Raw genomic sequence first — 22,989 nt, 5'->3', positions numbered from 1 at the left:
TAAATTAATTTTTTAAAATTCTTTCTAATACGTTTTCATAGGCAACTTTAAGTCCACCTTTACCTTGTCTAAATCTATCTTTATCTAAAGACTCACCAGATTCAACATCCCAAAATCTACAGTTATCAGGGCTGATTTCATCAATTAAGATAATATTTCCATCTTTGTCTTTTCCAAACTCTAATTTAAAATCTACTAATTTTAAACCTTTTTCAAAGAAATATGGTTTTAAAATATCATTAATTTGTCTTGCAACTCTTCTTAATTTGTCTAATTCATCTTGGAATTCAACTAATCCTAAAATTAATGCATGTTGGTCATTAAGTTTTGGGTCACCTAAATCATCATTTTTATAATCAAATTCAACTAAAGTAAATGGTAAAACTTTTCCATCTTCAATACCTAAATTTTTAGATAAAGAACCTGTTGCAATATTTCTTACAATAACTTCTATTTTAATTACTTCACAAGCTTTATGTAACATATGGTTATCATCTAACATTTCAACAAAGTGAGTAGGAATACCTTTTGAATTTAAAAGTTTAAATAACTCAGTAGAGATTTTATTATTTAAAGCACCTTTTCCAGCTTCACTTGATTTTTTTTGTCCATTAAACGCAGTTAAATCATCTTTAAATTCAGAAATTAAAAGATTTTCATCTTCAGTTTTCCAAATTTTTTTCGCTTTACCCTCATATAAAAGTTCTGTTTTATTCATTTATAAATTCCTTATTTGTTATTAATAATTATTAAACTTTTTAAAATATTTATTGCCGAATTTAGTTGATTGTCATTAGCAATATCCTCTTTTGTAATAACCGTTTTTGTTTGAACTATTTCTTCTTCTTGTTTTACACCGTCAACTTTTTCTAATTCTCCCTCTAAATGTTTTTTTAGATCAGCTTCTTTAATTTGAAATTCACTATTTGAATCAGATACTGTTTTACCTGGATGAACAATTATATCAGGAGTAATGCCTTTTGCTTGAATTGTTCTTCCACTTGGAAGATAGTATTTTGCTATAGTTAATTTAATATTTTCAGTTCTATCTTTTACAATTGGCAATACAGCTTGCACTGAACCTTTTCCAAATGTTTTTTCACCAATAACAACTGCTCTTTTATGATCTTGAAGTGAACCACTTACAATTTCACTAGCACTTGCACTTCCCCCATTTACTAAAACTACTAAAGGAACTTTTGTTACTGAATTTGAGTATTTTGCATAAAACTTCTCTTCATCAGTAGCTTCTCTACCTTTTTGAGATACGATAATCCCAGAATCCACAAAAAGATCAGTTACTCCAATAGCTTGAGTTAATAAACCACCAGGGTTATTTCTTAAATCTAATATAATACCTTTTAAATTGCTTTTTTTAATAATTGCATCTTTTAAATTTTCTGTAACTTTTTTATCAAAACTTGAAACTCTTAAATATAAAAGGTCTTCTTCTATATTTTTTGCAAAAACAGATTGAATTTTTATAATATCTCTTATGATTTTAATTTTAAGAGGTTTATTTTCACCTTTTCTTACAAGTGTTAAAGAAATAGAAGTTTTTGGTTTTCCTCTCATTAGATTTACTGCTTCATCTAATGTCATATTTAAAGTTGAAATATCATCAATTTTTAAAATAATATCTCCAGCTTTTACTCCAGCTTTATATGCAGGTGTTTCATCTATTGGCGAAACAACAGTTAAAGCACCATCTCTCATTCCAACAGTTATACCTAAGCCACCAAATTCACCATTTGTTTGTATAGACATCTCTTTTGATGATTTTTTATCTAGAAATGTTGAGTGTGCATCAAGCTCTTGCATTAAACCTTTAATTGCTTTATCAACAATCTCCTCTAGCTTAACATCATCAACATAGTACTTTTCTACTGTACCAATAACTTGTGTTAGTTTAGTTAATGATTCAAATCTACTTTGAGTAAGCTCTTCTTTTTGCTCCTGTGAAAAAAGTGTTTGTAAAAACACTAAAGCAATAGATGAAGCTAATAGAAATTTCTTCATTATTAACCTTTTTATTTGTATAAGAGTAGTATTATATTGAAATTTTCATAAAAGTAAGATTTTATAAAAATTTTTGTAACATAATGACTAATTTTTTTAAAGGAATTTTATGAGTTTAAAAGAGAATGTAGATTTTGTAAAAAATGAACTAAATAGTGAAGAAAAATTTCTTGAAAGTTTTGTAAAAATTGAGAGATTTTACAAAAAAAATAAAACACTATTAATTGCAGCTGTTGTTATTGTAGTTGTTGCAATAATAGGAATTAATGTAAAAAAATACATAAATAATCAAAATAAAATTGAAGCAAATATTGCTTTTAATAAAGTATTAAATAACAATAATGATAAAGAAGCTTTAGAAGTTTTAAAACAAAAAAATGAAAAGCTATATGAAATAGCAACTTATGTTATAGCAAAGAAACAAAATAAAACAGTAGAGGTAAATGTTGATTTCTTTAAAAGTTTAACACAATACCAAAAAGCATTAGAAGAGCAAAATATTCAAAAATTAAATGATGTTTCTATGCAAAAAGAGTTCTTACTTAAAGAATTTGCAATTTTCAATAAAGCTTTAATTGAAGCAAAAAATGGTAAATATGAAGAGGCAAAAAACACTTTAAAATTAGTTCCAACACAATCAAGTGCCTATGAGTTAGTGAAAATTTTAAATCACTATTTACTTACAAAATAGAAGGGAAAATCTATGAAATATTTTTTAATACTACTTACTTCGCTATTTATTTTTACTGGGTGTTCAAGTAAAAAATATTATGAGGCTGAAGATACTTTAGGAAGTTATGATACAAATACTGCTTCATTAAATGATAAAATTATTTCATTTAATAAAGTTGGTGCAACATTAGATAATGGTGAAATTATTACAAAAAGTGGTGTTTCTAATTTTAAATTAAAAGAAGGTTTTGAGTTTATTAATCTAAGCGATAAAATAGTAATTGCAACAAATTATAAAGATAAAATTCTTTTAGATAAAGAAGAACTAACACTTTCAACAGGAATAGTTGCAGCTTCAATAAAAGATAATATTTTAGCTTTAGTTTTTATGGATAATTCTATTGGAATTTATGATTTAAAAGACAAAAAAATGGTAATGAAAGAGTATTATTCTAAATCAATTGCAAATGATACTAGAATTGCTAACCCATATTTTATGAGTAATCTAATTTTATTTCCAACTTTAGATGGAAAAGTTATTGTTGTTTCAAGTGAAAGTAAAAAAGTATTAAAAACAATTGTTGTTGATGCAGATGGAAAATTTAATAATATAATTTTCTTAGATGTTGTAAATGATACACTTATTGCTTCAACTACAAGTAAAGTTGTATCTGTTGGTTCTGGAACTGTAAACTTAAAAAGTTACAATATTAGAGATATTATTGCCCATGATGATTTAATCTACATTGCTACAATTGATGGTCAAATTATAAAAACAGATATTAGCTTAAATATCTTAGATAGAAGAAAATATAAATATGCTAAGTTTTATGCACTTGCTTATGGAACTTCACTTTATGCTTTAGAATCGCAAGGTTACTTAATTAATATAAGTAATGATTTTAAAACTGATAAAATCTATGATTTTTCTTTTAATAATGAAGAAAAAGTAATAGCTATTGATGATACTATATATTATGAAGATGAATATTTTATAGTAAAATAATATTTTACTGAAGTTATTCTATTTTCTTTTAGCTAAAAGATTATAGAATAACTGCTATTAAAGACAAAGGTTAGAACTTGAATGATTTAATAGCAGATATTAAAATAGAAGAGTTTGAAAATAACTCTTTATCTATTTTTCTTTTAGGAAAATTAAACAAGCAAACTTTACCTAAAATAATTAAAAAAATTTCTCTTATTAAAAATTTATCAAAAAAACAAATTCTTATTGATTGCAAAGATATAAAACAACTAGACTCAAGTGCTGCTATTTATCTTATCTCTTTAGATAAAAAACTAAATTTTTCCATAATTAATTTAAATAAATTTGAAAAACTTTATAATCATTATAAAAAATATTATCAAGAAAAAGATACTAATTTAAAAAGTAAAAATAATTTTATTATCAACCTAGGAAAAAGTTCATACACATTTTATTTAGAACTAAAAGAGTTTATTTATTTTTTTGGAAAAATTTCATATTTTTTTATTTATTCACTAATGAATCCAAAAAAAATAAGATTTAAAGCTATGTTAAAATATATAGATTCTTCTGCTATTAATGCTATGGGAATTATCGCTTTAACTTCTTTTCTAGTAGGAATAGTAATTGCTTATCAAGGAGCAGTTCAACTTGAAAAGTTTGGTGCAAATATTTTTATAGTTGAAATGATATGTATTACAATGTTTAGAGAAATTGCTCCTTTAGTTACAGCTATTGTAATAGCAGGAAGAACTGCAAGTTCATATACAGCAGAAATTGGAGCAATGAAAATAACTGATGAAATAGATGCCATGAAAACTATGGGTTTTGAGCCTACTATTTTTTTAACACTTCCAAGGGTTTTTGCACTTTTTATTTCCCTTCCTCTTTTAGTATTTTTTGCTGATATTATAGGTGTTTTTGCTGGAATGTTAATTGCCAATTTAGATTTAAATATTACTTTTTTAGAGTTTATAAATAGAATGTATGCAGAAGTTCCTTTAAAACACCTATTAATTGGAATTATCAAATCAATGTTTTTTGGTATTTTTATAGCTTTAATTGGTTGTTATAGAGGCTTTCAAGTACAAAATAATACTACAAGTATTGGAAAATATACAACTATTAGTGTAGTAAGTGCTATATTTGTAGTAATAGCTTTTAATGCATTGTTTTCCGTTGTATTAACAGAAAGTGGCTTATAATGAATATTATTGAAATAAAAAACTTATCAACTCAATTTGGAAATAGAGTTATACATGATAATATCTCTTTTTGTATTAAAGAAAATGAAATATTTGGAATTTTAGGTGGAAGTGGCTCAGGAAAAACTACTATTATTAAACAAATAGTAATGCTTCAAAAAATACAAAAAGGACAAATACTTTTTTTAAATAAAGATATTTTAACTCTTTCACAAAAGCAAGCAGAAGAGTTAAAAAGTAACTTTTCTTATCTTTTTCAATTTGGGGCTTTATACTCTTTTTTAAATGTAATAGAAAATATTAGTGTTATGTTAAAAGAGTACACAAAACTACCAAATAGCTTAATAGAAAAAATAGCCTACACAAATCTAAATATGGTTGGCTTAGATAAAAGTGTTGCAACTTTATACCCTTCTCAATTAAGTGGTGGAATGAAAAAAAGAGTTGCTCTTGCAAGGGCAATTGCTATGCAACCAAAAGTTTTATTTTTAGATGAACCAACAAGTGGCTTAGACCCAGCAAGTGCAAAACAGTTTAATAAACTTATAAAAGAGTTAAGAGAGCTTTTAAATATTACTATTATAATAATTACTCATGATTTAGATACCATTAAAACTGTACTTGATAGATTTATTATAATAAATAATAAGAAAATTGCTTTTGAGGGAGATATTCAAACTGCATTAAAACAAGAAGATAATTTTATAAAAGATTTTCTAACAATAAATAAGGATTTACAGCATGGACACTAAGATAGATTTTTTTAAGATTGGTCTTTTTGTAGTAACACTATTTTTTTTACTTTTAGGATTTATTTTTTGGCTTGGGAAATATGGTATTTCACAAGAAAAAGAAGATAGTTATATAATTTACTTCAAAGAGTCTGTTTCAGGACTAAATGTTGATTCTCCTGTAAAATTCAAAGGTGTAGAAGTTGGGAGAATTGATGATATAAAAATTAATCCAAAAAACTCAGAAGAAATACAAATCACTATAAAAATAAAAAAAGATACTCCTATAAAACAGGATAATTTTGCAACTTTAGGAACACTTGGATTAACAGGTCTTAAATATATAGAACTTAAAGGTGGAAATAAACAATCAGAACTTTTAAAGAAAAATAGTGAAGGATTAAAGATAATAGCTTCTAAAACTTCAGTTTTAACCTCTCTTGAAAATTCTAGTGAAGATATAACTAAAGAGTTAAAAGAGTCTTTAATACAAATTAGAAAACTTTTTAATAACGATAATTTAAAAGAGTTTTCACAAATTTTAGTTCATACAAAAAATAGTTTAAAAAATTCAGAAGAGTTTACAAACTATCTAATTCAAAAAGAACAACATTTAAATAATATGATTGATAATATTATTCACTTAACAAGTGTAAGTAGTAACTCTTTTGAGACTATGCAAGATGCTGCTTTAAGTGTTAAAGATAGTGCAAATAAAGTTAAAGAGCTATCAAATACTATCTTACTTGAATTTAATAAAGGAACTTATGATTTAAAAGCTATCTCTTTTGAAAGTTTTAATAAATTAAATAATGTATTAGAGCAGATGGAAGATACTTTAATAAACACTCAAACATTAATTGAAAATTTAAAAGATAGTCCAAGTGATATTTTATTTAAAGAAAAAGTTGAAAAACTAGGACCAGGAGAATAAAAATGAAAAAATATCTATTAATTTTACTTGCTATTATATTTGTAGGTTGTGCTTCTAAACAACAAAATCATGCAATAAACACTTATTCTTTAGAATTAAAAGAGAATTTAAATAAATATGAAACTACAAATTTTTCTATAGAAATAAATAAAAGTTTAATAAATAAAAGTTTTAATACAAATGCAATATTGTATAAACAAAAGCCTCTATTATTAGAAAAATATGTAAAAAATAGATGGATAGACTCTTTTAACTTATTAACAACACAATTAATAACACAAAGTATTGAAGAAAGTAAACTATTTAAAACTGTACTTATTTCTCCTTCAAAAATAAAAAGTGATTTTGTATTAAACTCATATATTTATGAAGTATATCATCAAGTAAAAGAAAATAAATCAAAAGCTATATTAAAAATGAAATTTGAGCTATACAAAGGAAATAAGCTTATAAATAGTTATATCTATACAAAATCCTTAGAAATTGAAAACAATAAGGTTTACGGCTTTGTAAAGGCTACTAATACCCTATTAAATAAAATCTTAGAAGATTTAAATAGTAAAATTGCAAAAGAAATTAAAAATTAAAATTTCTATTTGCAATATTTTCTATTAATACAGTGGCATAAGAACCTTTAGGTAAAGAAAACTTTAGTGTAAATATTTGTTCTTTTTGATTATATTTACAACTAATATCTTTTGGGAAAACTAAAGCATCTCTTCTATAACCTTTTTCGCTAATTGCACTATCGTCAAATTTTGATTCAACTTCTCGTGCTTTTAAAATAGCTCTAAAAACTTTTCTTCCAGGTAATAATCCAGTAGGTACAACCTTATGTGAAAGAAAATCAGCTTTTAACTCTTCACTTATTTTTTTTGGAGTAAAAAGTTTTTGTGTTTTTAGTTCTTTAAAAACATCTCCCTCTAAAAGTTCAAAGTTATCTTTAGAAGCTTTTAATCTCTTTACTAGCCAAGCATTAAAAAAGGCACTTTGATATGCAGAAATTAACATTTTTTCTACTTTTCTATCTTTTATATGTAACTCGCCATATATTAAATCTTTTGCCTTTTGAATATTTTCTTTTATCTCTTTACCAAATCTTTGAAATCCAAAATAGTTAGGTAAACCAAAAGAAGTGATTTTTTTTAGTATTTTTTCTATTTCATATGAAGTATTTAAATCAACATTATGTAAATTAATACTAAATCTATTTCCTTTTAAATCACCAATATTTAACTTCTCTTTATGCAAAAAACTATCTAATATTTCTATTTTTGAATGTCTAAATTTTTTTAATTCTTTAGAGTATTTTTTAGGAATAGAAATATATTGTGTTGTTGTGGCATTTTTATCTTTCAATCCAGCATAACCAATCTCATTTTCATAAATATTTAATTGCTTAGATAAAATTTCCATTAAATCCCAAGTCCCTAAATTTTTCTTTCTAATTTTAAGTACAATAACCCCACCTTTTAAAGAAAAATCAATAGGTAACTCTTCTACAATAAAGTCATTTTCATTTTGATAGAAATTAAAATTTAATGGTTTGTGATTTTGAATAAACTCTCTTTTAACCATTTTATTTACCAGCTTGTTCAGCTTCATAAACAGTTCTACACTCCGTGCAGAATTTAGCAAATGGCTTAGCCTTTAATCTACCTAGTGGAATTACTACTCCACACATATCACATATACCATATGATTTATCATTTATTTTTTTTAGAGCTAATTCAATTTCTGCAAGCTCTCTTGAATGGTGATTTGCAATCATACCCTCTGTAAAAGAGTCAGAAACTACTTCAGCATAATCAAGATCATCATTAATATCTTGGTCTTTTAAAAGATTAATATTTTCTCTATTTCCATTAATACTTTTTAATAGAACTTCTTTTCTTTTTAATAATACTTCGTGTAGTTCTTCAATTTGTTTTGTATTTGGCATGATAGCCTCCTTAGGTTATATATATAATTATATAATTTTTAATATATATTATAACTTTTTCAAAAGAGTTTTTATTTTTATTTAAGAATTATAAGTTCTAGAAAATCTTATTTCGACCTTCTCTTTTAGCCTTATACAGGGCATTGTCAGCGTCTAGGAAAATCTTATTTTTATCAATTTTTTCTTCATTTTTTTCATTGATTGTTTTTATTCCTAAAGAGATAGTTACTCTATTAAATTCACTAAATTTATGTTCTAAATTTAGATTATAAATTGCATCTTTTAATTTTTTAGCCACAGTTAAAATTGAATTTTCATTTGAATTTGTAACTAAAACAGCAAACTCTTCTCCTCCTATTCTAAAAACATAATCATTTTTTCGTAATGTTTCTTTTAAAGTCCTTGCCACTTTTGATAATACTTCATCACCCTTTAAATGTCCATAATTATCATTGTATTGTTTAAAAAAATCTATATCTATTATTATTAAAGAAAAGCTTTTATTAAAATTTTCAAATTTCTTTATAAATTTTTTAAATATTTTATTAAAATATCTTTTATTATAGATTTTTGTTAGGGTATCTATTACTAATAAGTCTTTTATTTTTTTGCTATTTGTAATATTATTATATATGGCTGTAAAACCTTCTAAGTTTCCATTTTGATCCAAATTAGGACTGATTAGGTTTTCAACCCAAAATACTTTTTTATCTTTTGTTAGGTTTTTATGTCTTCCCTTCCAAATTTTTTTTGAAAGAATTGTCTCCCATAAATTTCTATATAATTTATCTTTTGTTTGAGGATGTTTTAAAACAGTATGCTTTTTACCTATTAATTCATTTTTACTATAACCAGTTAATTTACAAAATCCTTCACTGCAATCTTTTATTATCCCATCTTTATCTGTAATACTAATAAGTTGTTTATTGATAATTTCATTGTAGTGATTAATCTTCTTTTCTTTTAATTTATGAAGTGTTATATCTCTACCTTCACAAACTAAATATATAATACGATTATTATCATATACTGGTTTAATTGTTAGTTCAATATCTAAGATATTACACTCTTTATCTAAAATATTTTTTTCACTAACTACAATTTCTCCTTTTGTAGCTTTTTTTATTTCTGTTTTTAATTGAAATTTTTCTTCTTCACTTATCCACCAAGAAGCATTCCAAAATTTTATATTTAGAACTTTTTCTTCCTTATCTTTTATAATATCTAAGGCTGTTTTATTTATTCTAAGTATTGTTCCATTTGATTTTAATAAAGCAATTAAATGTAAGGAGTTATCATATACAGTTTTTATTATTTTATTAGTATAAAAAAGATTTTGTTTTAAATTAATCTCTTTTGTTATATCTTGAATATAAGAACAAATCTCTTTTTCATTATTTTCATTAAAAAAGACTTTTTTTGTTTCTTTTATCCAGATATAGTTATTTTCTTTTGTTTTTAATCTATAAGGCTCTAAAGTTATCTCTTCTTCAAATTCTATACAGTTAAATTGCTCTTGAATTTTTTCTTTATCATTTTTATGTATTAAACTTTCAAAATCTATTTTATTTGATAAAAATTCTTCTGCACTATAACCCAATAACTTTTCAACATTGCTTGTCACATAATCTAGTGTATAATCTTTTTTATATTTAAAAAAAGTAATTGGACTATCATCAAAATATTTAATATATTGCATCTTTGCCAACTTAAAGAATTATTGTATTTATTTTGATATTTTTCATATCTTAATCTAATTCTAGTTTATATCCAACACCTGAAAGATTTTTTATTAAATCTTTTGATGATTTTTTTCTAATTGATTTAATAACTGTTCTTAAATTATTTAAACTTGTATGCATATCATTATTTACACTTATGGCATTTAATAGTTCATCATAAGTAATTACTTTATCCGAATTAGCAATAAAATACTCTAATAACATAATCTCTTGATTTACTAATGAGATATATTTATTATCTTTCATTAATACTTTATTTTTAAAGCTATATGTGTAATTGTTAGAAAGATATATATTCTCTCTATTTTTTTCAACACTATCATCTAATATATTGAAAAAATCATCTAATTTTTTAATATTGTGTTTTTTCATTTTTTCAACAATATCAGTTAGCATCTCTTTATCAATTTTTTCTTGATATGCAAACTCAATTTTATTTAATAAATTCATAATATTAATTGGTTTTACTATATATGCTGTTATACCTAATTCTATTGCTTCTAAAAGATACTCCACATCTGTATGAGCAGTAGTTAAAACAAACTTTACATTATTATCATATTTTTTAACTTCTTTTATCATATCAATACCGTTTAATTTAGGCATTTTTATATCCGTAACTATAATATCAATATTATAATTTCTTTTTTTATGCATTAAAAACTTTTTTAAGCCCTCTTCACCATTATCAGCAATGATTGTTTTTTTAAAAGTTTTATTAAATACATGTACCAATTCTTCTTGTGCATCTTTTTGGTCTTCTACATAAAGTACAACTAGATTTTTAAGAGTGCTATTCATAGATTTCCTTATAATTATCTAATAACTATACTTTATAAAAAAAAGACTTTAAGTTTAATTTTAATTTAACATTTAAATCAAAATAAATACTATATAATTGATAATATACCCATAAAAAACAGAAAAAATTAAAAAAATAACTATTTTTAACTAATTATAATAAAATAAAATATAATAACTAAAAATAGATATTCAATAATTATTATTATATTTATAAAACATAAATTGCCTTTAATAATCTGGCTTTCCCCATTTTTAAATTGAATACTAGAAAATGGTGAGTATTTAAAAAGTAGTATAAATAAAAAGCTTCTTGTGAAAAAAGCCAGACTTTATTGAAGCCAAAAATAGGAAGATAATTTTCGAGAAAGCCTGAGGACTGTTTGAAATAAAAAGAGTGATAAATTCACTCTTTTTATAAGTTCCGCAAGGCAGAAAATTAGAATAATATTTTTGGGAAGCATTTATGCCTTCAATAACTTGTCTGGGAGTTTCTTTGTACCTTTCTTTACGGATAAAGAAAGGTAATTAAAAAAAGAAATATAAAATAAATTGATTTATATATTTTAAATTTCAATAGTTCTTATTCTTTTATCATTTATAAAAAATATATATATTTCTATAATTAATATTTAGACTGAAATACTTTTTTTTTATAAAAAAAGTAAACAAAAAAAATCGTTCGCTAGATGAAAAATTACGCTAAATCTTTTTTAAAATCCTAAAATTGTAAGACTCGGCAAATTCTTGCCTCAAACAAGTTACAATTTCTTTACGAATTTTAAAAAATATTCTTTACGCTATTTTTCAAATGCTCACCCTTTTATCTAGTAATTTAACTTTAATGAGAAAGGTAATTAAAAAAAACAAGGTAAAAAAAAAGCCTCTATCGAAATCAACAGTAAATATTGACTTAGATAAAGGCTAAATTGTTATATAAAAAACTCAAGAGCTGGCAGAGACCTACGTTTCCACAACTGAAAGCTGCAGTATTATCAGCGCTGAAGTGCTTGACTTCCAGGTTCGGTATGGGTCTGGGTATTTCCACTTCGCTATATCCACCAGCAAGTTGAGTGATAAAAATAGTTCTTCTATTCTTAACACTCAACTTTGTGAGTTTTTTGTTAAAGTCTTTTACACAACTTTTATATTTAATAAGATAGTAAACCAAAGAATTGTAAAAAAAAAGCCAAACGATCTATTAGTACTAGTCAGCTAAACAACTTTCATTGATTACACATCTAGCCTATCAACCTCTTAGTCTTAGAGGGATCTTCAGGGAAAGTTCATCTTGGAGTTGGCTTCGAGCTTAGATGCTTTCAGCTCTTATCTCATCCGTACGTAGCTACCCAACGATGCTCTTGGCAGAACAATTGGTACACCAGTGGTACGTTCATCCCGGTCCTCTCGTACTAGGGACAAATCTCCTCAACTTTCCTACGCCCACGGAAGATAGGGACCGAACTGTCTCACGACGTTCTGAACCCAGCTCGCGTACCGCTTTAAATGGCGAACAGCCATACCCTTGGGACCTGCTCCAGCCCCAGGATGCGATGAGCCGACATCGAGGTGCCAAACCTCCCCGTCGATGTGAGCTCTTGGGGGAGATCAGCCTGTTATCCCCGGCGTACCTTTTATCCTTTGAGCGATGGCCCTTCCACTCAGAACCACCGGATCACTATGACCGACTTTCGTCTCTGCTCGACATGTACGTCTCACAGTCAGGCTAGTTTATGCCATTATACTCAGCTGGCGATTTCCATCCGCCATGAACTAACCTTTGTAAGCCTCCGTTACTTTTTAGGAGGCGACCGCCCCAGTCAAACTACCCACCAGACATTGTCCTAGTAGAGGTTTACTCTACCTAGTTAGTAACTCAAATATTCAAGGGTGGTATCTCAAGGGTGGCTCCGACTCTACTGGCGTCTAGTCATCTTAGCCTCCCACCTATCCTGCACATGAATATCCAAGCTACAGTGTCAAGCTGTAGTAAAGGTGCACGGGGTCTTTCCGTCTTTCCGCGGGTAGGAGGAATTTTCACCTCCACTACAATTTCACTGGATCCCTGGTTGAGACAGCTCCCATCTCGTTACGCCATTCATGCAGGTCGGTATTTAACCGACAAGGAATTTCGCTACCTTAGGACCGTTATAGTTACGGCCGCCGTTTACTCGGGCTTCAATCAAATGCTTCGATTGCTCTAACATCATCAGTTAACCTTCGAGCACCGGGCAGGCGTCACACCTTATACATCCACTTACGTGTTAGCAAAGTGCTGTGTTTTTGGTAAACAGTCGGGAGGGACTCTTTGTTGCAACCTTTCTAGCTTTTTGAAGCAAGTTCATATACCAGAGGAGGCACACCTTATACCGAAGATACGGTGCTAGTTTGCAGAGTTCCTTAACCAGGGTTCTTCCACGCGCCTTAGAATACTCATCCCACCCACCTGTGTCGGTTTACGGTACGGGCAACATATAATATACTTAGTGGCTTTTCTTGGCACGACAGTATCATCGATTCCAAACGCTCTCCTAAAAGATTGTTCGGCCTGTAAGATCTCGGTCTCGTGATACCCGGATTTGCCTAAGTATCAACCTACTTCCTTCGAGCCACACTTCCATCAGTGACCTCGATTAACTCTATGCGTCCCCACATCGCGCTTATATGCTGGTATTGGAATATTAACCAATTTACCATCGTCTACCCCTTTCGGACTCGACTTAGGTCCCGACTAACCCTACGATGACGAGCATCGCGTAGGAAACCTTGGGTTTTCGGCGTTGAGGATTCTCACCTCAATTATCGCTACTCATGCCTGCATGCTCACTTCTATCCGCTCCAACGCTCCTTACCGGTACATCTTCTACGCTGAATAGAACGCTCTCCTACCACTCATATATAATATGAATCTAAAGCTTCGGTGTACATCTTAGCCCCGTTATATTTTCCGCGCAGAATCACTAGACCAGTGAGCTGTTACGCTTTCTTTAAAGGATGGCTGCTTCTAAGCCAACCTCCTGGTTGTCACAGTAACTCCACATCGTTTTCCACTTAGATGTAACTTTGGGACCTTAGCTGTTAGTCTGGGTTGTTCCCCTCTCGACATATGATTTTATCACCCTACGCCTGACTCCCTAGATTCCACATGTAGTATTCGAAGTTTGATAGGGTTTGGTACCGCGGTGAGCAGCCCTAGCCCATTCAGTGCTCTACCCCTACATGCTACTTCTAGAGGCTATACCTAAATATATTTCGGAGAGAACCAGCTATCACGAAGTTTGATTGGCCTTTCACCCCTATCCACAGGTCATCCGGAGGCTTTTCAACGCCTATCGGTTCGGTCCTCCACTGGCTCTTACACCAGCTTCAACCTGCCCATGGATAGATCACTTCGTTTCGGGTCTGCAGCATCTGACTTAGTCGCCCTATTAAGACTCGCTTTCGCTACGGCTTCGTACTTGACTTAACCTTGCCAGATACCACAACTCGCAGGCTCATTATGCAAAAGGCAGTCCGTCACCCTGTTAAAACATAGGGCTCCGAATGATTGTAAGCTAATGGTTTCAGGTTCTATTTCACTCTCCTCGCTGGAGTACTTTTCACCTTTCCCTCACGGTACTTGTTCACTATCGATCTGTAAGTAGTATTTAGGGTTGGAGGGTGGTCCCCCCGGCTTCAGTCAAAATACCACGTGTTCCGACCTACTCAGGATACCATTTGAGCTATTGATAATTTCGTATACAGGAGTATCACCTTCTATGCTATAGCTTTCCAACTATTTCTACTATCATCTTTAGTCTCTTATTATGGTCCTTCAACCCCCTATGCAAGCATAGGGTTTGCCCTCTTCCGCGTTCGCTCGCCGCTACTTACGGAATCTCGTTTGATTTCTCTTCCTCTGGCTACTGAGATGTTTCACTTCACCAGGTTAGCCCCCCGTAGGGTAACATAATCTTCATTATGCTGGGTTGTCCCATTCGGAAATCTTCGGATCAATGCCTCTTGACGGCTCCCCGAAGCTTATCGCAGTCTAGTACGTCCTTCATCGCCTCTTACAGTCTAGGCATCCACCATTAGCCCTTAATAGCTTTCTTTGTATAAATTAAATATTCCTATTTAATCTACCTTTGATAATTATTCCTTGGCTACTATCTTATTAAACATAAGATAGTTGTGTTTTCTTTTTTGAAATTTTATTTTTTATTAAAACTTTCGTTTCAATAAAACTCTTTCGAAAAATTTAAAGACTTTAACATTGTGTTTTTAAATAACTTTTAGGTTTTTTAAACCTAATATAAAAACTAATCTCTTTTAGTTCTTATATTAAGTTTCTTTTCTCACCTTATTTTCTTCTTTTTTATTTATAAGTTGGTGGAGAATAGCGGGATCGAACCGCTGACCTCCTGCGTGCAAGGCAGGCGCTCTCCCAGCTGAGCTAATTCCCCATAAAGATTATCTTTCTTATGGTGGGCCTAACAGGACTTGAACCTGTGACCTCACGATTATCAGTCGAGCGCTCTAGCCAGCTGAGCTATAGGCCCCTTTCACCTATCTTTAAATAATCTTTATAAACTGAATATATTGACTTTCAGATTAAGAATTGAATCTTAATCTGTTTTTTCTCTGAAAGGAGGTGATCCAACCGCAGGTTCTCCTACGGTTACCTTGTTACGACTTCACCCCAGTCGCTGATTCCACTGTGGAAGGTAGCTATCTTAGCATCCCTGCTTCGAGTGAAATCAACTCCCATGGTGTGACGGGCGGTGAGTACAAGACCCGGGAACGTATTCACCGTAGCGTAGCTGATCTACGATTACTAGCGATTCCAACTTCATGTAGTCGAGTTGCAGACTACAATCCGAACTGGGAGGTATTTTTGAGATTTGCTCCACGTCACCGTATTGCTGCTCTTTGTATACCCCATTGTAGCACGTGTGTAGCCCTGGTCGTAAGGGCCATGATGACTTGACGTCGTCCTCACCTTCCTCCTACTTGCGTAGGCAGTCTCGTTAGAGTTCTCAGCCGAACTGTTAGCAACTAACGACGAGGGTTGCGCTCGTTGCGGGACTTAACCCAACATCTCACGACACGAGCTGACGACAGCCGTGCAGCACCTGTATGTAAGTTCTAGCAAGCTAGCACTATTCTATCTCTAAAATATTCTTACTATGTCAAGACCAGGTAAGGTTCTTCGCGTATCGTCGAATTAAACCACATGCTCCACCGCTTGTGCGGGTCCCCGTCTATTCCTTTGAGTTTTAATCTTGCGACCGTACTCCCCAGGCGGTACACTTAATGTGTTAACTGCATTACTGCCATATCTAGTATGGCAACAACTAGTGTACATCGTTTAGGGCGTGGACTACCAGGGTATCTAATCCTGTTTGCTCCCCACGCTTTCGCGTCTCAGCGTCAGTTATGTTCCAGTAGATCGCCTTCGCAATCGGTATTCCTTCTGATCTCTACGGATTTTACCCCTACACCAGAAATTCCATCTACCTCTCCCATACTCTAGATTGACAGTTTCAAGAGCAGTTCTATGGTTGAGCCATAGGATTTCACTCCTGACTTATCGATCCGCCTACACGCTCTTTACGCCCAGTGATTCCGAGTAACGCTTGCGCCCTCCGTATTACCGCGGCTGCTGGCACGGAGTTAGCCGGCGCTTATTCATATAGTACCGTCATTATCTTCCTATATAAAAGGAGTTTACGCACCGAAATGTGTCATCCTCCACGCGGCGTTGCTGCATCAGGGTTCCCCCCATTGTGCAATATTCCCCACTGCTGCCTCCCGTAGGAGTCTGGACCGTGTCTCAGTTCCAGTGTGACTGATCATCCTCTCAAACCAGTTATGCGTCATTGTCTTGGTAGGCCATTACCCCACCAACTAACTGATACAATACAGGCCAATCCTTTACCGATAAATCTTTCCCTTGCATACTTTAGTATTAAAGGCATATAGGACATTAGCAGTCGTTTCCAACTGTTATTTCCTTGTAAAGGGCATGTTACCTATACATTACTCACCCGTGCGCCACTTAGCTGACAAATATAGCAAGCTATATCCCGTTCTCGTTCGACTTGCATGTGTTAAGCACGCCGCCAGCGTTCACTCTGAGCCAGGATCAAACTCTCCAAAAAGTGTTTGAAACTGACTAATTATGTAACTCTATTTGTTACAAAATTATCACTCATTGTTTTTTAATTAAAATTAATTAATTAAATTTTTGTTATAGACGAAGAATTTTCTATTCTTCTTGTTTTTCATTGTCATATATATTCAGTTTATAAAGATTACTTTCCTTATAAACTTTTTGTTTTTAAAGAACTCAATTTCTATCTCTCCCGCTTCTTAAGCGTTCCAGCGAATTTGGACGGGAATTATAATAGATTTTTTACCCCTTGTCAAGGGTTTTTCCTAAAATTTAACTTAAATTTTTAAATTCTTTACTCTTTTTACTCTTAGCTTTCTTCTTATTATCCTATTTCTCTATATTTTATAGACACTTTGGTCTCTTCTTTATTTTTAAATAACTTTTTTATCTTCTTCTTTTTTTACTTTTTATCTATAGCTTATATATATTTAATAGATAAAATAAAAATAAATAACTTTTTTTATATTTATATTTATATATTTTTTATATATACTATATAAGTTAAGATAAGGGTTTTTATAGGTTATATATATTTGAGTATTTTTGAGGTTGAAAATAAATAAAGAGGGATTATTTTTCAAGATAAAAAAAAAGACCTTAACTTCAAAAGTTAAAGTCTTTAAAAAAGCATTCATATTTAATATAAACTGATTATTATCATTAGTGGCACGCCCGTCAGGATTCGAACCTGAGACCGCACGCTTAGAAGGCGTGTGCTCTATCCAGCTGAGCTACGGACGCATAGTCTATAAAGCATAAAAGCCTTAAATAAAAAGTTATAAACTAATTATTTAAGGCTTTTATATGGAGCGGGAGACGAGACTCGAACTCGCGACAATCTGCTTGGAAGGCAGAAGCTCTAGCCAACTGAGCTACTCCCGCTTTGGTGGTGCGGATGAGAGGACTCGAACCTCCACACCGTGAGGCACCAGATCCTAAGTCTGGCGTGTCTACCAATTTCACCACATCCGCAAAAAAATAAAAAAGTGGCACGCCCGTCAGGATTCGAACCTGAGACCGCACGCTTAGAAGGCGTGTGCTCTATCCAGCTGAGCTACGGACGCATATAATAAAGTTTTAAAAATGGGGTGGATAATGGGGCTCGAACCCACGACCCTCGGAACCACAACCCGATGCTCTAACCAACTGAGCTATATCCACCATAAATAAAAATGGTCGGGGCGAGAGGATTCGAACCTCCGGCCCCCTGGTCCCAAACCAGGTGCGCTAACCAGACTGCGCTACGCCCCGACACTTAAACTTTTTAAGCTTTTCTCTCAAAAAGTGGACGGAATTATATTATATTTTTTTAGCTTTGTCAAGAGCTTTTTTAAAAAAAATATAAAAATTTTGAAATTTTCTATTTTTATAGGTTTTTTATAGCAATTTCATCCTATATTATATCAAAAATTAATGATATAATCACATACTATGGAAAATCTAATACATAATATAAACTATATCAAACCTAGTAAAGAAAAAGAGATTTTTTTATATGAGGGACACTTTAATAATTTTAATTTTGAAAAGCATGTACATGAAGAATATACTATAAGTATAATAGAAAAAGGTAGTATGAAGGCTTTTTTTAATGGTTTTAATCATAAACTTGATAAATCTTCTATTATTACTATTAATCCTGATGAAGTTCATTCTTGTGGTATATTAAATAAAGAAGGATACAAACACCACTCTTTATATATAAATCCTTCAGTAATGAAAAATATTTTAAAAGAAAATTTTAATAGTGAGCTACTATCTTTTAAAGATGTTTTTTTCAATAATAATATGCTTTATAATAAACTTGCATATTTTATTAGATTGGATAAAGCAAAAATTGACTTAGACCTTGTATGGGAATGTCAATTTGTAAATTTACTTGAAGATATTTTAAAATTAAATACAAAAGTTTCATCAAATATAAAACCTATTGCAAAAAACTCTTATTTAATAAAACAAGCAAAAGAGTTTATAAATGATAATTTTCATCAAAACCTAACATTAGATGATTTATCAAAAGAGTTTAATATCTCAAAATATCACTTTCTTAGACTCTTTAAAGAACAAACTTTTGTTTCTCCTCATACATATTTAATTTTAAGAAGAATTGAAAAAGCAAAACAACTTTTAAGAGAAGGCTTTTCAATTATAGATACTTCTTATATATGTGGTTTTAATGATCAAAGCCATTTAAATAGAAGGTTTAAATCAATTACAGGATTAACTCCAGGAAAATATAAAAGTTTTTTTTAATTAGCAACCTCATCCAAGACATATATTTTTATATTTGATAAAGTTACATTATGAATAATGATATAAAAGATGGTTTTATTGCTAATTTACCAATTAGTGTAAGTGTGTTTTCATATGGAGTAGTATTGGGGATAATATGTACCTCAAAAGCTATTAGTTTTTTAGAACTTGCATTTATGAATATTTTTATTTTTGCAGGTTCTGCTCAATTTGTTATAGTAGATATGCTAACAACACCTATTAATATTGTAGCTATTGTTAGTTCGGCTCTACTTATAAATCTAAGATATTTTTTAATTACTGCATCTTTGAATACATTATTTAAAGATACAAGTTTAAAAAATAGATTTTTTATAATTCACTTTGTTACAGATGAATCATGGGCAGTAACAATAAATAGGCAAAAACAAAAAGAAGTAACTACATATTTTTTACTTGGTGGAGGATTATGTATTTTTATTACTTGGTTTTTAGGAACAACTCTTGGTTATTTCTTTGGAGAGTTTATCTCAAATCCAAAAGTTTTTGGATTAGATTTTGCTTTTCTTGCTTTATTTACTGCAATTGTTACAAGTATGTATAAATCAAAAGATGATTTTTTGCCTTTTTTATTAACAGCTATTATTGCAATAATATTAGAATACTATTTAAATAATATGTTTTATATTATTTTATCTGCAATTTTTGGCTCACTATTTTATGTATGGAGAAAAAATGCAAGAGAGTAATTTAAATCTACTTTTAATAATATTTTTGGTGGCAATAGGAACATATACTTTAAGAATATCAGGTTTATTACTATCAAATAAATTAAAAGAAATTAAAAATATTGATATTTTTTTAGAATCAATTCCTCCCACATTATTAATTGCACTTATTGTTCCTTCTATTATAAAAGAAGGACTAATAGGAGTTATTGCAAGTTTATTTATCATTATAATAATGTATAAAACAAAAAATACTTTTTTAGCTATGTTTATAGGAGTATTAATAGTAGCTTTACAAAGAAATGGTCTTCTCTTTTAAAGAGAAAACCATTAAAATTGAATTAATCCATCAATTGGAGAACTTGCAGTTGCATAAGGTTTTTTAGGAATTCTTCCTGCTTTATAGCTTAATCTTCCTGCAATTACAGCATGTTTCATAGCTTCTGCCATTAAAATTGGATTTGAAGCACAAGCAATTGCTGTATTTGTAAGTACAGCTTCAGCACCAAGTTCCATTGCAATTGCTGCATCACTTGCACAACCAACACCTGCATCAACAATCACTGGAACTTTTACTGCATCTTTAATAAAAGCTACATTATATTTATTTTGAATACCTAAACCTGAACCAATTGGTGCAGCTAAAGGCATAATAGCATCAGCACCTGCTTCTTCTAATCTTTTTGCAATAATTGGATCATCATTAGTATAAGCCATAATTGTAAATCCATCTTTTTTTAGAATTTCACAAGCTTTAATTGTCTCAATTACATCTGGGTATAAAGTTTTTTGTGCGTCACCTATAACTTCTAATTTAATTAGGTCAATCCCTGTTGCTTCTCTCATAAGACGAAAAGTTGTAATAGCTTCTTGGGCTGTAAAACACCCTGCACTATTAGGAAGAAGTTTTACATTTGTGTCTTTAAAATAATCTAATAAATTTTCTTCATTTGGATTTGTAATATTAACTCTTCTAATTGCAACAGTGATAAGTTCACTTCCACTTGCAAGTGTTGCATCTTTTGTTGTTTGAAAACTATCATATTTACCAGAACCAACAATTAATCTGCTATTAAATTCATACTTACCAATATTTAAAATATCACTCATTTTATATTATCTCCTATATACTTCTTATACTCTTTACTTAAATCATCAATATTTATACTTATAATTTCGGGCAAATCATAGCTATGTAATTCTTTAATTTTGCTTTTGATTTTTTTAAACTTTTCTTTTTTAGTTTTTATAATAATTAGATACTCTTCATCTTCACACATTTCATTTTCCCAAATATATAATGAATCAATTTTAGAAATTTGAACACAAGCTGCTAACTTACTTTCTAAAAGAACTTTAGCAATATTTCTTGCTTCATCCTTACTATTTGTTGTTGTTTGTATTATTATTGGTTTCATAATATTTTTATTCCTTCAATTAAATCTTGTGGTGATAAAGAATAAGAATTTTTCTTATATTTTTTTGCAACTAAAGTATGAGCTAAAGAAGCTGTTATTGCTGCATCTAAAGAACTATATCCTTGTGCAAGTAAAGAAGCTATCAAGCCACTTAAAACATCTCCACTTCCACCTTTACTTAAAACAGAAGTTCCGAAATAATTTATAAATATTTTATTATTATTTGCAATTAAAGTATTTGCACCTTTTAATAAAATAGTAACTTGTGGATATTTTAAAGTAAACTCTTTTAAGTATTTAAATCTATTATTTTGTAACTCTTCAATAGAAATATCTGCAATTTTTGTTAATTTTAAAAGAGAACAAAACTCTTTTGGATGGGGAGTTAAAACCACATTACTTTTTAAATGTTGCAAAATTATTTCTTCATAAAACATATCTGCATCAATAACCTTTGCAATATTATTATCTAAAATCTGTTTTAATTCATCTTGATTATATAATCCCAATCCCATTCCAATAGCTATTGAAGTAGTATTTAAAGGTAGTTTATGACTTTGCATAATATGACAAGGTAAAGCTAACTCTTCATGAACAATAGCTGTTACTAAACCACTTCCAAAGCTAAAAGCAGCATCACAAGCAATTGTTCCAGCACCTTTTTTGCAACCTATTACAATAGCAGCATGTCCAAATGTACCCTTATGAGAATTTTTTTGTTTTCTAAAAGGAAGTTTCATATCTGTTTGTTCAAGTAAGAAAATATCTGTTTCTTCTTCATACATCTCTTTTGCTAAACCTAAATTTGCTACTTCTATCTTTCCCACATAATCTTTTACTATATCTGTAAAAAGTGCTAGTTTATTTGCTCCCATTGTTACTGTCTTATGGGCAATAAAAGCACAAGTTTCTATCTTACCATTTACATCAATTCCACTTGGAATATCACAAGAGATTTTAAAAGCTTCTATATTATTTAATTTTTCAATTATTTCTATTGTAGTTTTATCTAAACTTTTATTTAAACCACTTCCAAATAAACAATCTACAACTATATCAACTTTATTTATAGAAGAAATATTATTAATTTGTTTTATTCCTAAAAGATTTGCCCTTTGTAGTTGCAATTTTGCCATTGAAGATTTTACTTCAAAAGGAATATATAAATATATATTTTTATACTCATTTTGCAATAAACGTGCTAAAGTTATACCATCAGCTGCATTATTACCCACACCACAACAAATTAAAATTGAAGAGTTATACTCTTTAGACTCTTTTTTTATTGCGTTTTTAAGGGCAAGTGCCGCATGTTCCATCAAAATATCTTCACTTAGATTATATTTTGAATAACACTTTTCATCTAAAAATCCAATATGTGTAAATACTTTTTGCATCTTTTTATCTTTTTATTAAAGTT

At 29.7% G+C, this 22,989-nt stretch carries 18 protein-coding genes, 8 tRNA genes and 3 rRNA genes; 9 read left to right on the top strand and 20 right to left on the bottom strand.

What is annotated here, in order from left to right:
• Window positions 1–4: 4 nt before the first annotated feature.
• Complete coding sequence (gene purC / locus AMYT_RS01420) at window positions 5–718, bottom strand: phosphoribosylaminoimidazolesuccinocarboxamide synthase (protein WP_114840784.1); 714 nt, start codon at window positions 716–718, stop codon at window positions 5–7.
• Between the two features lie 11 nt (window positions 719–729).
• A complete protein-coding gene (locus AMYT_RS01415; RefSeq protein ID WP_114840783.1) occupies window positions 730–2,019 on the bottom strand; it encodes a S41 family peptidase in 1,290 nt (429 codons plus the stop codon).
• Window positions 2,020–2,128: 109 nt separating this feature from the next.
• Between AMYT_RS01415 and AMYT_RS01410 the strand changes: the two genes are divergently transcribed.
• The 6 genes from AMYT_RS01410 (at window position 2,129) to AMYT_RS01385 (ending at window position 7,136) form a co-directional block, all read left to right on the top strand.
• Window positions 2,129–2,710, top strand: a complete 582-nt coding sequence (locus tag AMYT_RS01410; RefSeq protein WP_114840782.1) for a tetratricopeptide repeat protein — start codon at window positions 2,129–2,131, stop codon at window positions 2,708–2,710.
• Window positions 2,711–2,722: 12 nt separating this feature from the next.
• On the top strand, window positions 2,723–3,697 hold the full coding sequence (locus AMYT_RS01405; RefSeq protein ID WP_114840781.1) for a hypothetical protein: 975 nt from the start codon (window positions 2,723–2,725) through the stop codon (window positions 3,695–3,697).
• 77 nt (window positions 3,698–3,774) lie between these two features.
• Window positions 3,775–4,884 (top strand): MlaE family ABC transporter permease, encoded by a 1,110-nt coding sequence (locus AMYT_RS01400; protein WP_228197879.1) that lies wholly within the window; start codon window positions 3,775–3,777, stop codon window positions 4,882–4,884.
• Window positions 4,884–5,636: an ABC transporter ATP-binding protein gene (locus tag AMYT_RS01395; protein ID WP_114840780.1), complete on the top strand. Its 753-nt coding sequence runs from the start codon at window positions 4,884–4,886 to the stop codon at window positions 5,634–5,636. The genes AMYT_RS01400 and AMYT_RS01395 overlap by 1 nt, the downstream gene beginning before the upstream one ends.
• On the top strand, window positions 5,626–6,549 hold the full coding sequence (locus tag AMYT_RS01390) for an MlaD family protein (RefSeq protein WP_114840779.1): 924 nt from the start codon (window positions 5,626–5,628) through the stop codon (window positions 6,547–6,549). Before AMYT_RS01395 ends, AMYT_RS01390 begins: the two co-directional genes overlap by 11 nt.
• A 2-nt stretch (window positions 6,550–6,551) precedes the next feature.
• Window positions 6,552–7,136 (top strand): ABC-type transport auxiliary lipoprotein family protein, encoded by a 585-nt coding sequence (locus AMYT_RS01385; protein WP_114840778.1) that lies wholly within the window; start codon window positions 6,552–6,554, stop codon window positions 7,134–7,136.
• Here AMYT_RS01385 and AMYT_RS01380 read toward each other — a convergent pair.
• The 15 genes from AMYT_RS01380 to AMYT_RS01310 form a co-directional block, all read right to left on the bottom strand.
• On the bottom strand, window positions 7,126–8,127 hold the full coding sequence (locus tag AMYT_RS01380; protein ID WP_114840777.1) for a tRNA pseudouridine(13) synthase TruD: 1,002 nt from the start codon (window positions 8,125–8,127) through the stop codon (window positions 7,126–7,128). The genes AMYT_RS01385 and AMYT_RS01380 overlap by 11 nt on opposite strands.
• A gap of 1 nt (window position 8,128) precedes the next feature.
• On the bottom strand, window positions 8,129–8,491 hold the full coding sequence (gene dksA, locus AMYT_RS01375) for an RNA polymerase-binding protein DksA (RefSeq protein ID WP_114840776.1): 363 nt from the start codon (window positions 8,489–8,491) through the stop codon (window positions 8,129–8,131).
• A 97-nt stretch (window positions 8,492–8,588) separates the two neighbouring features.
• Window positions 8,589–10,190, bottom strand: coding sequence for a diguanylate cyclase (locus AMYT_RS01370; RefSeq protein ID WP_114840775.1), 1,602 nt, complete (start codon window positions 10,188–10,190; stop codon window positions 8,589–8,591).
• A 49-nt stretch (window positions 10,191–10,239) separates the two neighbouring features.
• Entirely contained in the window at window positions 10,240–11,034 is a 795-nt protein-coding gene (locus AMYT_RS01365; protein ID WP_114840774.1) for a response regulator transcription factor, read from the bottom strand.
• Window positions 11,035–11,984: 950 nt separating this feature from the next.
• Window positions 11,985–12,100 (bottom strand): 5S ribosomal RNA (rrf, locus tag AMYT_RS01360).
• 114 nt (window positions 12,101–12,214) lie between these two features.
• Window positions 12,215–15,128, bottom strand: a 23S ribosomal RNA gene (locus AMYT_RS01355).
• A 275-nt stretch (window positions 15,129–15,403) separates the two neighbouring features.
• A tRNA-Ala gene (locus tag AMYT_RS01350) sits at window positions 15,404–15,479 on the bottom strand.
• 19 nt (window positions 15,480–15,498) lie between these two features.
• A tRNA-Ile gene (locus AMYT_RS01345) sits at window positions 15,499–15,575 on the bottom strand.
• 85 nt (window positions 15,576–15,660) lie between these two features.
• Window positions 15,661–17,177 (bottom strand): 16S ribosomal RNA (locus AMYT_RS01340).
• Together the 16S, 23S and 5S rRNA genes with 2 tRNA genes alongside form the textbook arrangement of a ribosomal RNA operon.
• A 678-nt stretch (window positions 17,178–17,855) precedes the next feature.
• Window positions 17,856–17,932 (bottom strand) — tRNA-Arg (locus AMYT_RS01335).
• Window positions 17,933–17,996: 64 nt separating this feature from the next.
• Window positions 17,997–18,073: transfer RNA gene (locus tag AMYT_RS01330), tRNA-Gly, on the bottom strand.
• A 5-nt stretch (window positions 18,074–18,078) separates the two neighbouring features.
• Window positions 18,079–18,163 (bottom strand) — tRNA-Leu (locus AMYT_RS01325).
• Window positions 18,164–18,178: 15 nt separating this feature from the next.
• A tRNA-Arg gene (locus AMYT_RS01320) sits at window positions 18,179–18,255 on the bottom strand.
• Window positions 18,256–18,275: 20 nt separating this feature from the next.
• Window positions 18,276–18,352, bottom strand: a tRNA-His gene (locus tag AMYT_RS01315).
• Window positions 18,353–18,364: 12 nt separating this feature from the next.
• Window positions 18,365–18,442: transfer RNA gene (locus tag AMYT_RS01310), tRNA-Pro, on the bottom strand.
• A 180-nt stretch (window positions 18,443–18,622) separates the two neighbouring features.
• Here AMYT_RS01310 and AMYT_RS01305 point away from each other — a divergent pair.
• Genes AMYT_RS01305 through AMYT_RS01295 form a run of 3 tightly spaced genes read left to right on the top strand, consistent with a single transcriptional unit; the run spans window position 18,623 to window position 20,470 of the window.
• A complete protein-coding gene (locus AMYT_RS01305) occupies window positions 18,623–19,444 on the top strand; it encodes an AraC family transcriptional regulator (RefSeq protein WP_114840773.1) in 822 nt (273 codons plus the stop codon).
• A 50-nt stretch (window positions 19,445–19,494) separates the two neighbouring features.
• Window positions 19,495–20,172 carry an AzlC family ABC transporter permease gene (locus AMYT_RS01300; RefSeq protein ID WP_114840772.1) on the top strand — a complete coding sequence of 226 codons (678 nt, stop codon included), beginning with the start codon at window positions 19,495–19,497 and terminating at the stop codon, window positions 20,170–20,172.
• Window positions 20,159–20,470 carry an AzlD domain-containing protein gene (locus AMYT_RS01295; protein WP_114840771.1) on the top strand — a complete coding sequence of 104 codons (312 nt, stop codon included), beginning with the start codon at window positions 20,159–20,161 and terminating at the stop codon, window positions 20,468–20,470. The genes AMYT_RS01300 and AMYT_RS01295 overlap by 14 nt, the downstream gene beginning before the upstream one ends.
• 11 nt (window positions 20,471–20,481) lie before the next feature.
• On the opposite strand, the gene AMYT_RS01290 is transcribed toward AMYT_RS01295, so the two are convergent.
• From AMYT_RS01290 to AMYT_RS01280, 3 genes are read right to left on the bottom strand one after another with little or no spacing between them, the layout of a single operon-like run.
• Window positions 20,482–21,261 carry a thiazole synthase gene (locus AMYT_RS01290; protein WP_114840770.1) on the bottom strand — a complete coding sequence of 260 codons (780 nt, stop codon included), beginning with the start codon at window positions 21,259–21,261 and terminating at the stop codon, window positions 20,482–20,484.
• Entirely contained in the window at window positions 21,258–21,569 is a 312-nt protein-coding gene (cutA, locus tag AMYT_RS01285; RefSeq protein ID WP_114840769.1) for a divalent-cation tolerance protein CutA, read from the bottom strand. Before cutA ends, AMYT_RS01290 begins: the two co-directional genes overlap by 4 nt.
• Entirely contained in the window at window positions 21,566–22,966 is a 1,401-nt protein-coding gene (locus AMYT_RS01280) for an NAD(P)H-hydrate dehydratase (RefSeq protein WP_114840768.1), read from the bottom strand. Before AMYT_RS01280 ends, cutA begins: the two co-directional genes overlap by 4 nt.
• Window positions 22,967–22,989: the final 23 nt, after the last annotated feature.

Source organism: Malaciobacter mytili LMG 24559, assembly GCF_003346775.1.
GTDB lineage: Bacteria > Campylobacterota > Campylobacteria > Campylobacterales > Arcobacteraceae > Malaciobacter > Malaciobacter mytili.
Note: the sequence above shows the minus strand (reverse complement) of the source record. Positions and strands in the feature narration are given on the sequence as shown.

Coding starts and splice junctions, on each gene's coding strand:
- purC (WP_114840784.1), bottom strand. CDS start 718: ATGAATAAAACAGAACTTTTATATGAGGGTAAAGCGAAAAAAATTTGG.
- AMYT_RS01415 (WP_114840783.1), bottom strand. CDS start 2,019: ATGAAGAAATTTCTATTAGCTTCATCTATTGCTTTAGTGTTTTTACAA.
- AMYT_RS01410 (WP_114840782.1), top strand. CDS start 2,129: ATGAGTTTAAAAGAGAATGTAGATTTTGTAAAAAATGAACTAAATAGT.
- AMYT_RS01405 (WP_114840781.1), top strand. CDS start 2,723: ATGAAATATTTTTTAATACTACTTACTTCGCTATTTATTTTTACTGGG.
- AMYT_RS01395 (WP_114840780.1), top strand. CDS start 4,884: ATGAATATTATTGAAATAAAAAACTTATCAACTCAATTTGGAAATAGA.
- AMYT_RS01390 (WP_114840779.1), top strand. CDS start 5,626: ATGGACACTAAGATAGATTTTTTTAAGATTGGTCTTTTTGTAGTAACA.
- AMYT_RS01385 (WP_114840778.1), top strand. CDS start 6,552: ATGAAAAAATATCTATTAATTTTACTTGCTATTATATTTGTAGGTTGT.
- AMYT_RS01380 (WP_114840777.1), bottom strand. CDS start 8,127: ATGGTTAAAAGAGAGTTTATTCAAAATCACAAACCATTAAATTTTAAT.
- dksA (WP_114840776.1), bottom strand. CDS start 8,491: ATGCCAAATACAAAACAAATTGAAGAACTACACGAAGTATTATTAAAA.
- AMYT_RS01370 (WP_114840775.1), bottom strand. CDS start 10,190: ATGCAATATATTAAATATTTTGATGATAGTCCAATTACTTTTTTTAAA.
- AMYT_RS01365 (WP_114840774.1), bottom strand. CDS start 11,034: ATGAATAGCACTCTTAAAAATCTAGTTGTACTTTATGTAGAAGACCAA.
- AMYT_RS01305 (WP_114840773.1), top strand. CDS start 18,623: ATGGAAAATCTAATACATAATATAAACTATATCAAACCTAGTAAAGAA.
- AMYT_RS01300 (WP_114840772.1), top strand. CDS start 19,495: ATGAATAATGATATAAAAGATGGTTTTATTGCTAATTTACCAATTAGT.
- AMYT_RS01295 (WP_114840771.1), top strand. CDS start 20,159: ATGCAAGAGAGTAATTTAAATCTACTTTTAATAATATTTTTGGTGGCA.
- AMYT_RS01290 (WP_114840770.1), bottom strand. CDS start 21,261: ATGAGTGATATTTTAAATATTGGTAAGTATGAATTTAATAGCAGATTA.
- cutA (WP_114840769.1), bottom strand. CDS start 21,569: ATGAAACCAATAATAATACAAACAACAACAAATAGTAAGGATGAAGCA.
- AMYT_RS01280 (WP_114840768.1), bottom strand. CDS start 22,966: ATGCAAAAAGTATTTACACATATTGGATTTTTAGATGAAAAGTGTTAT.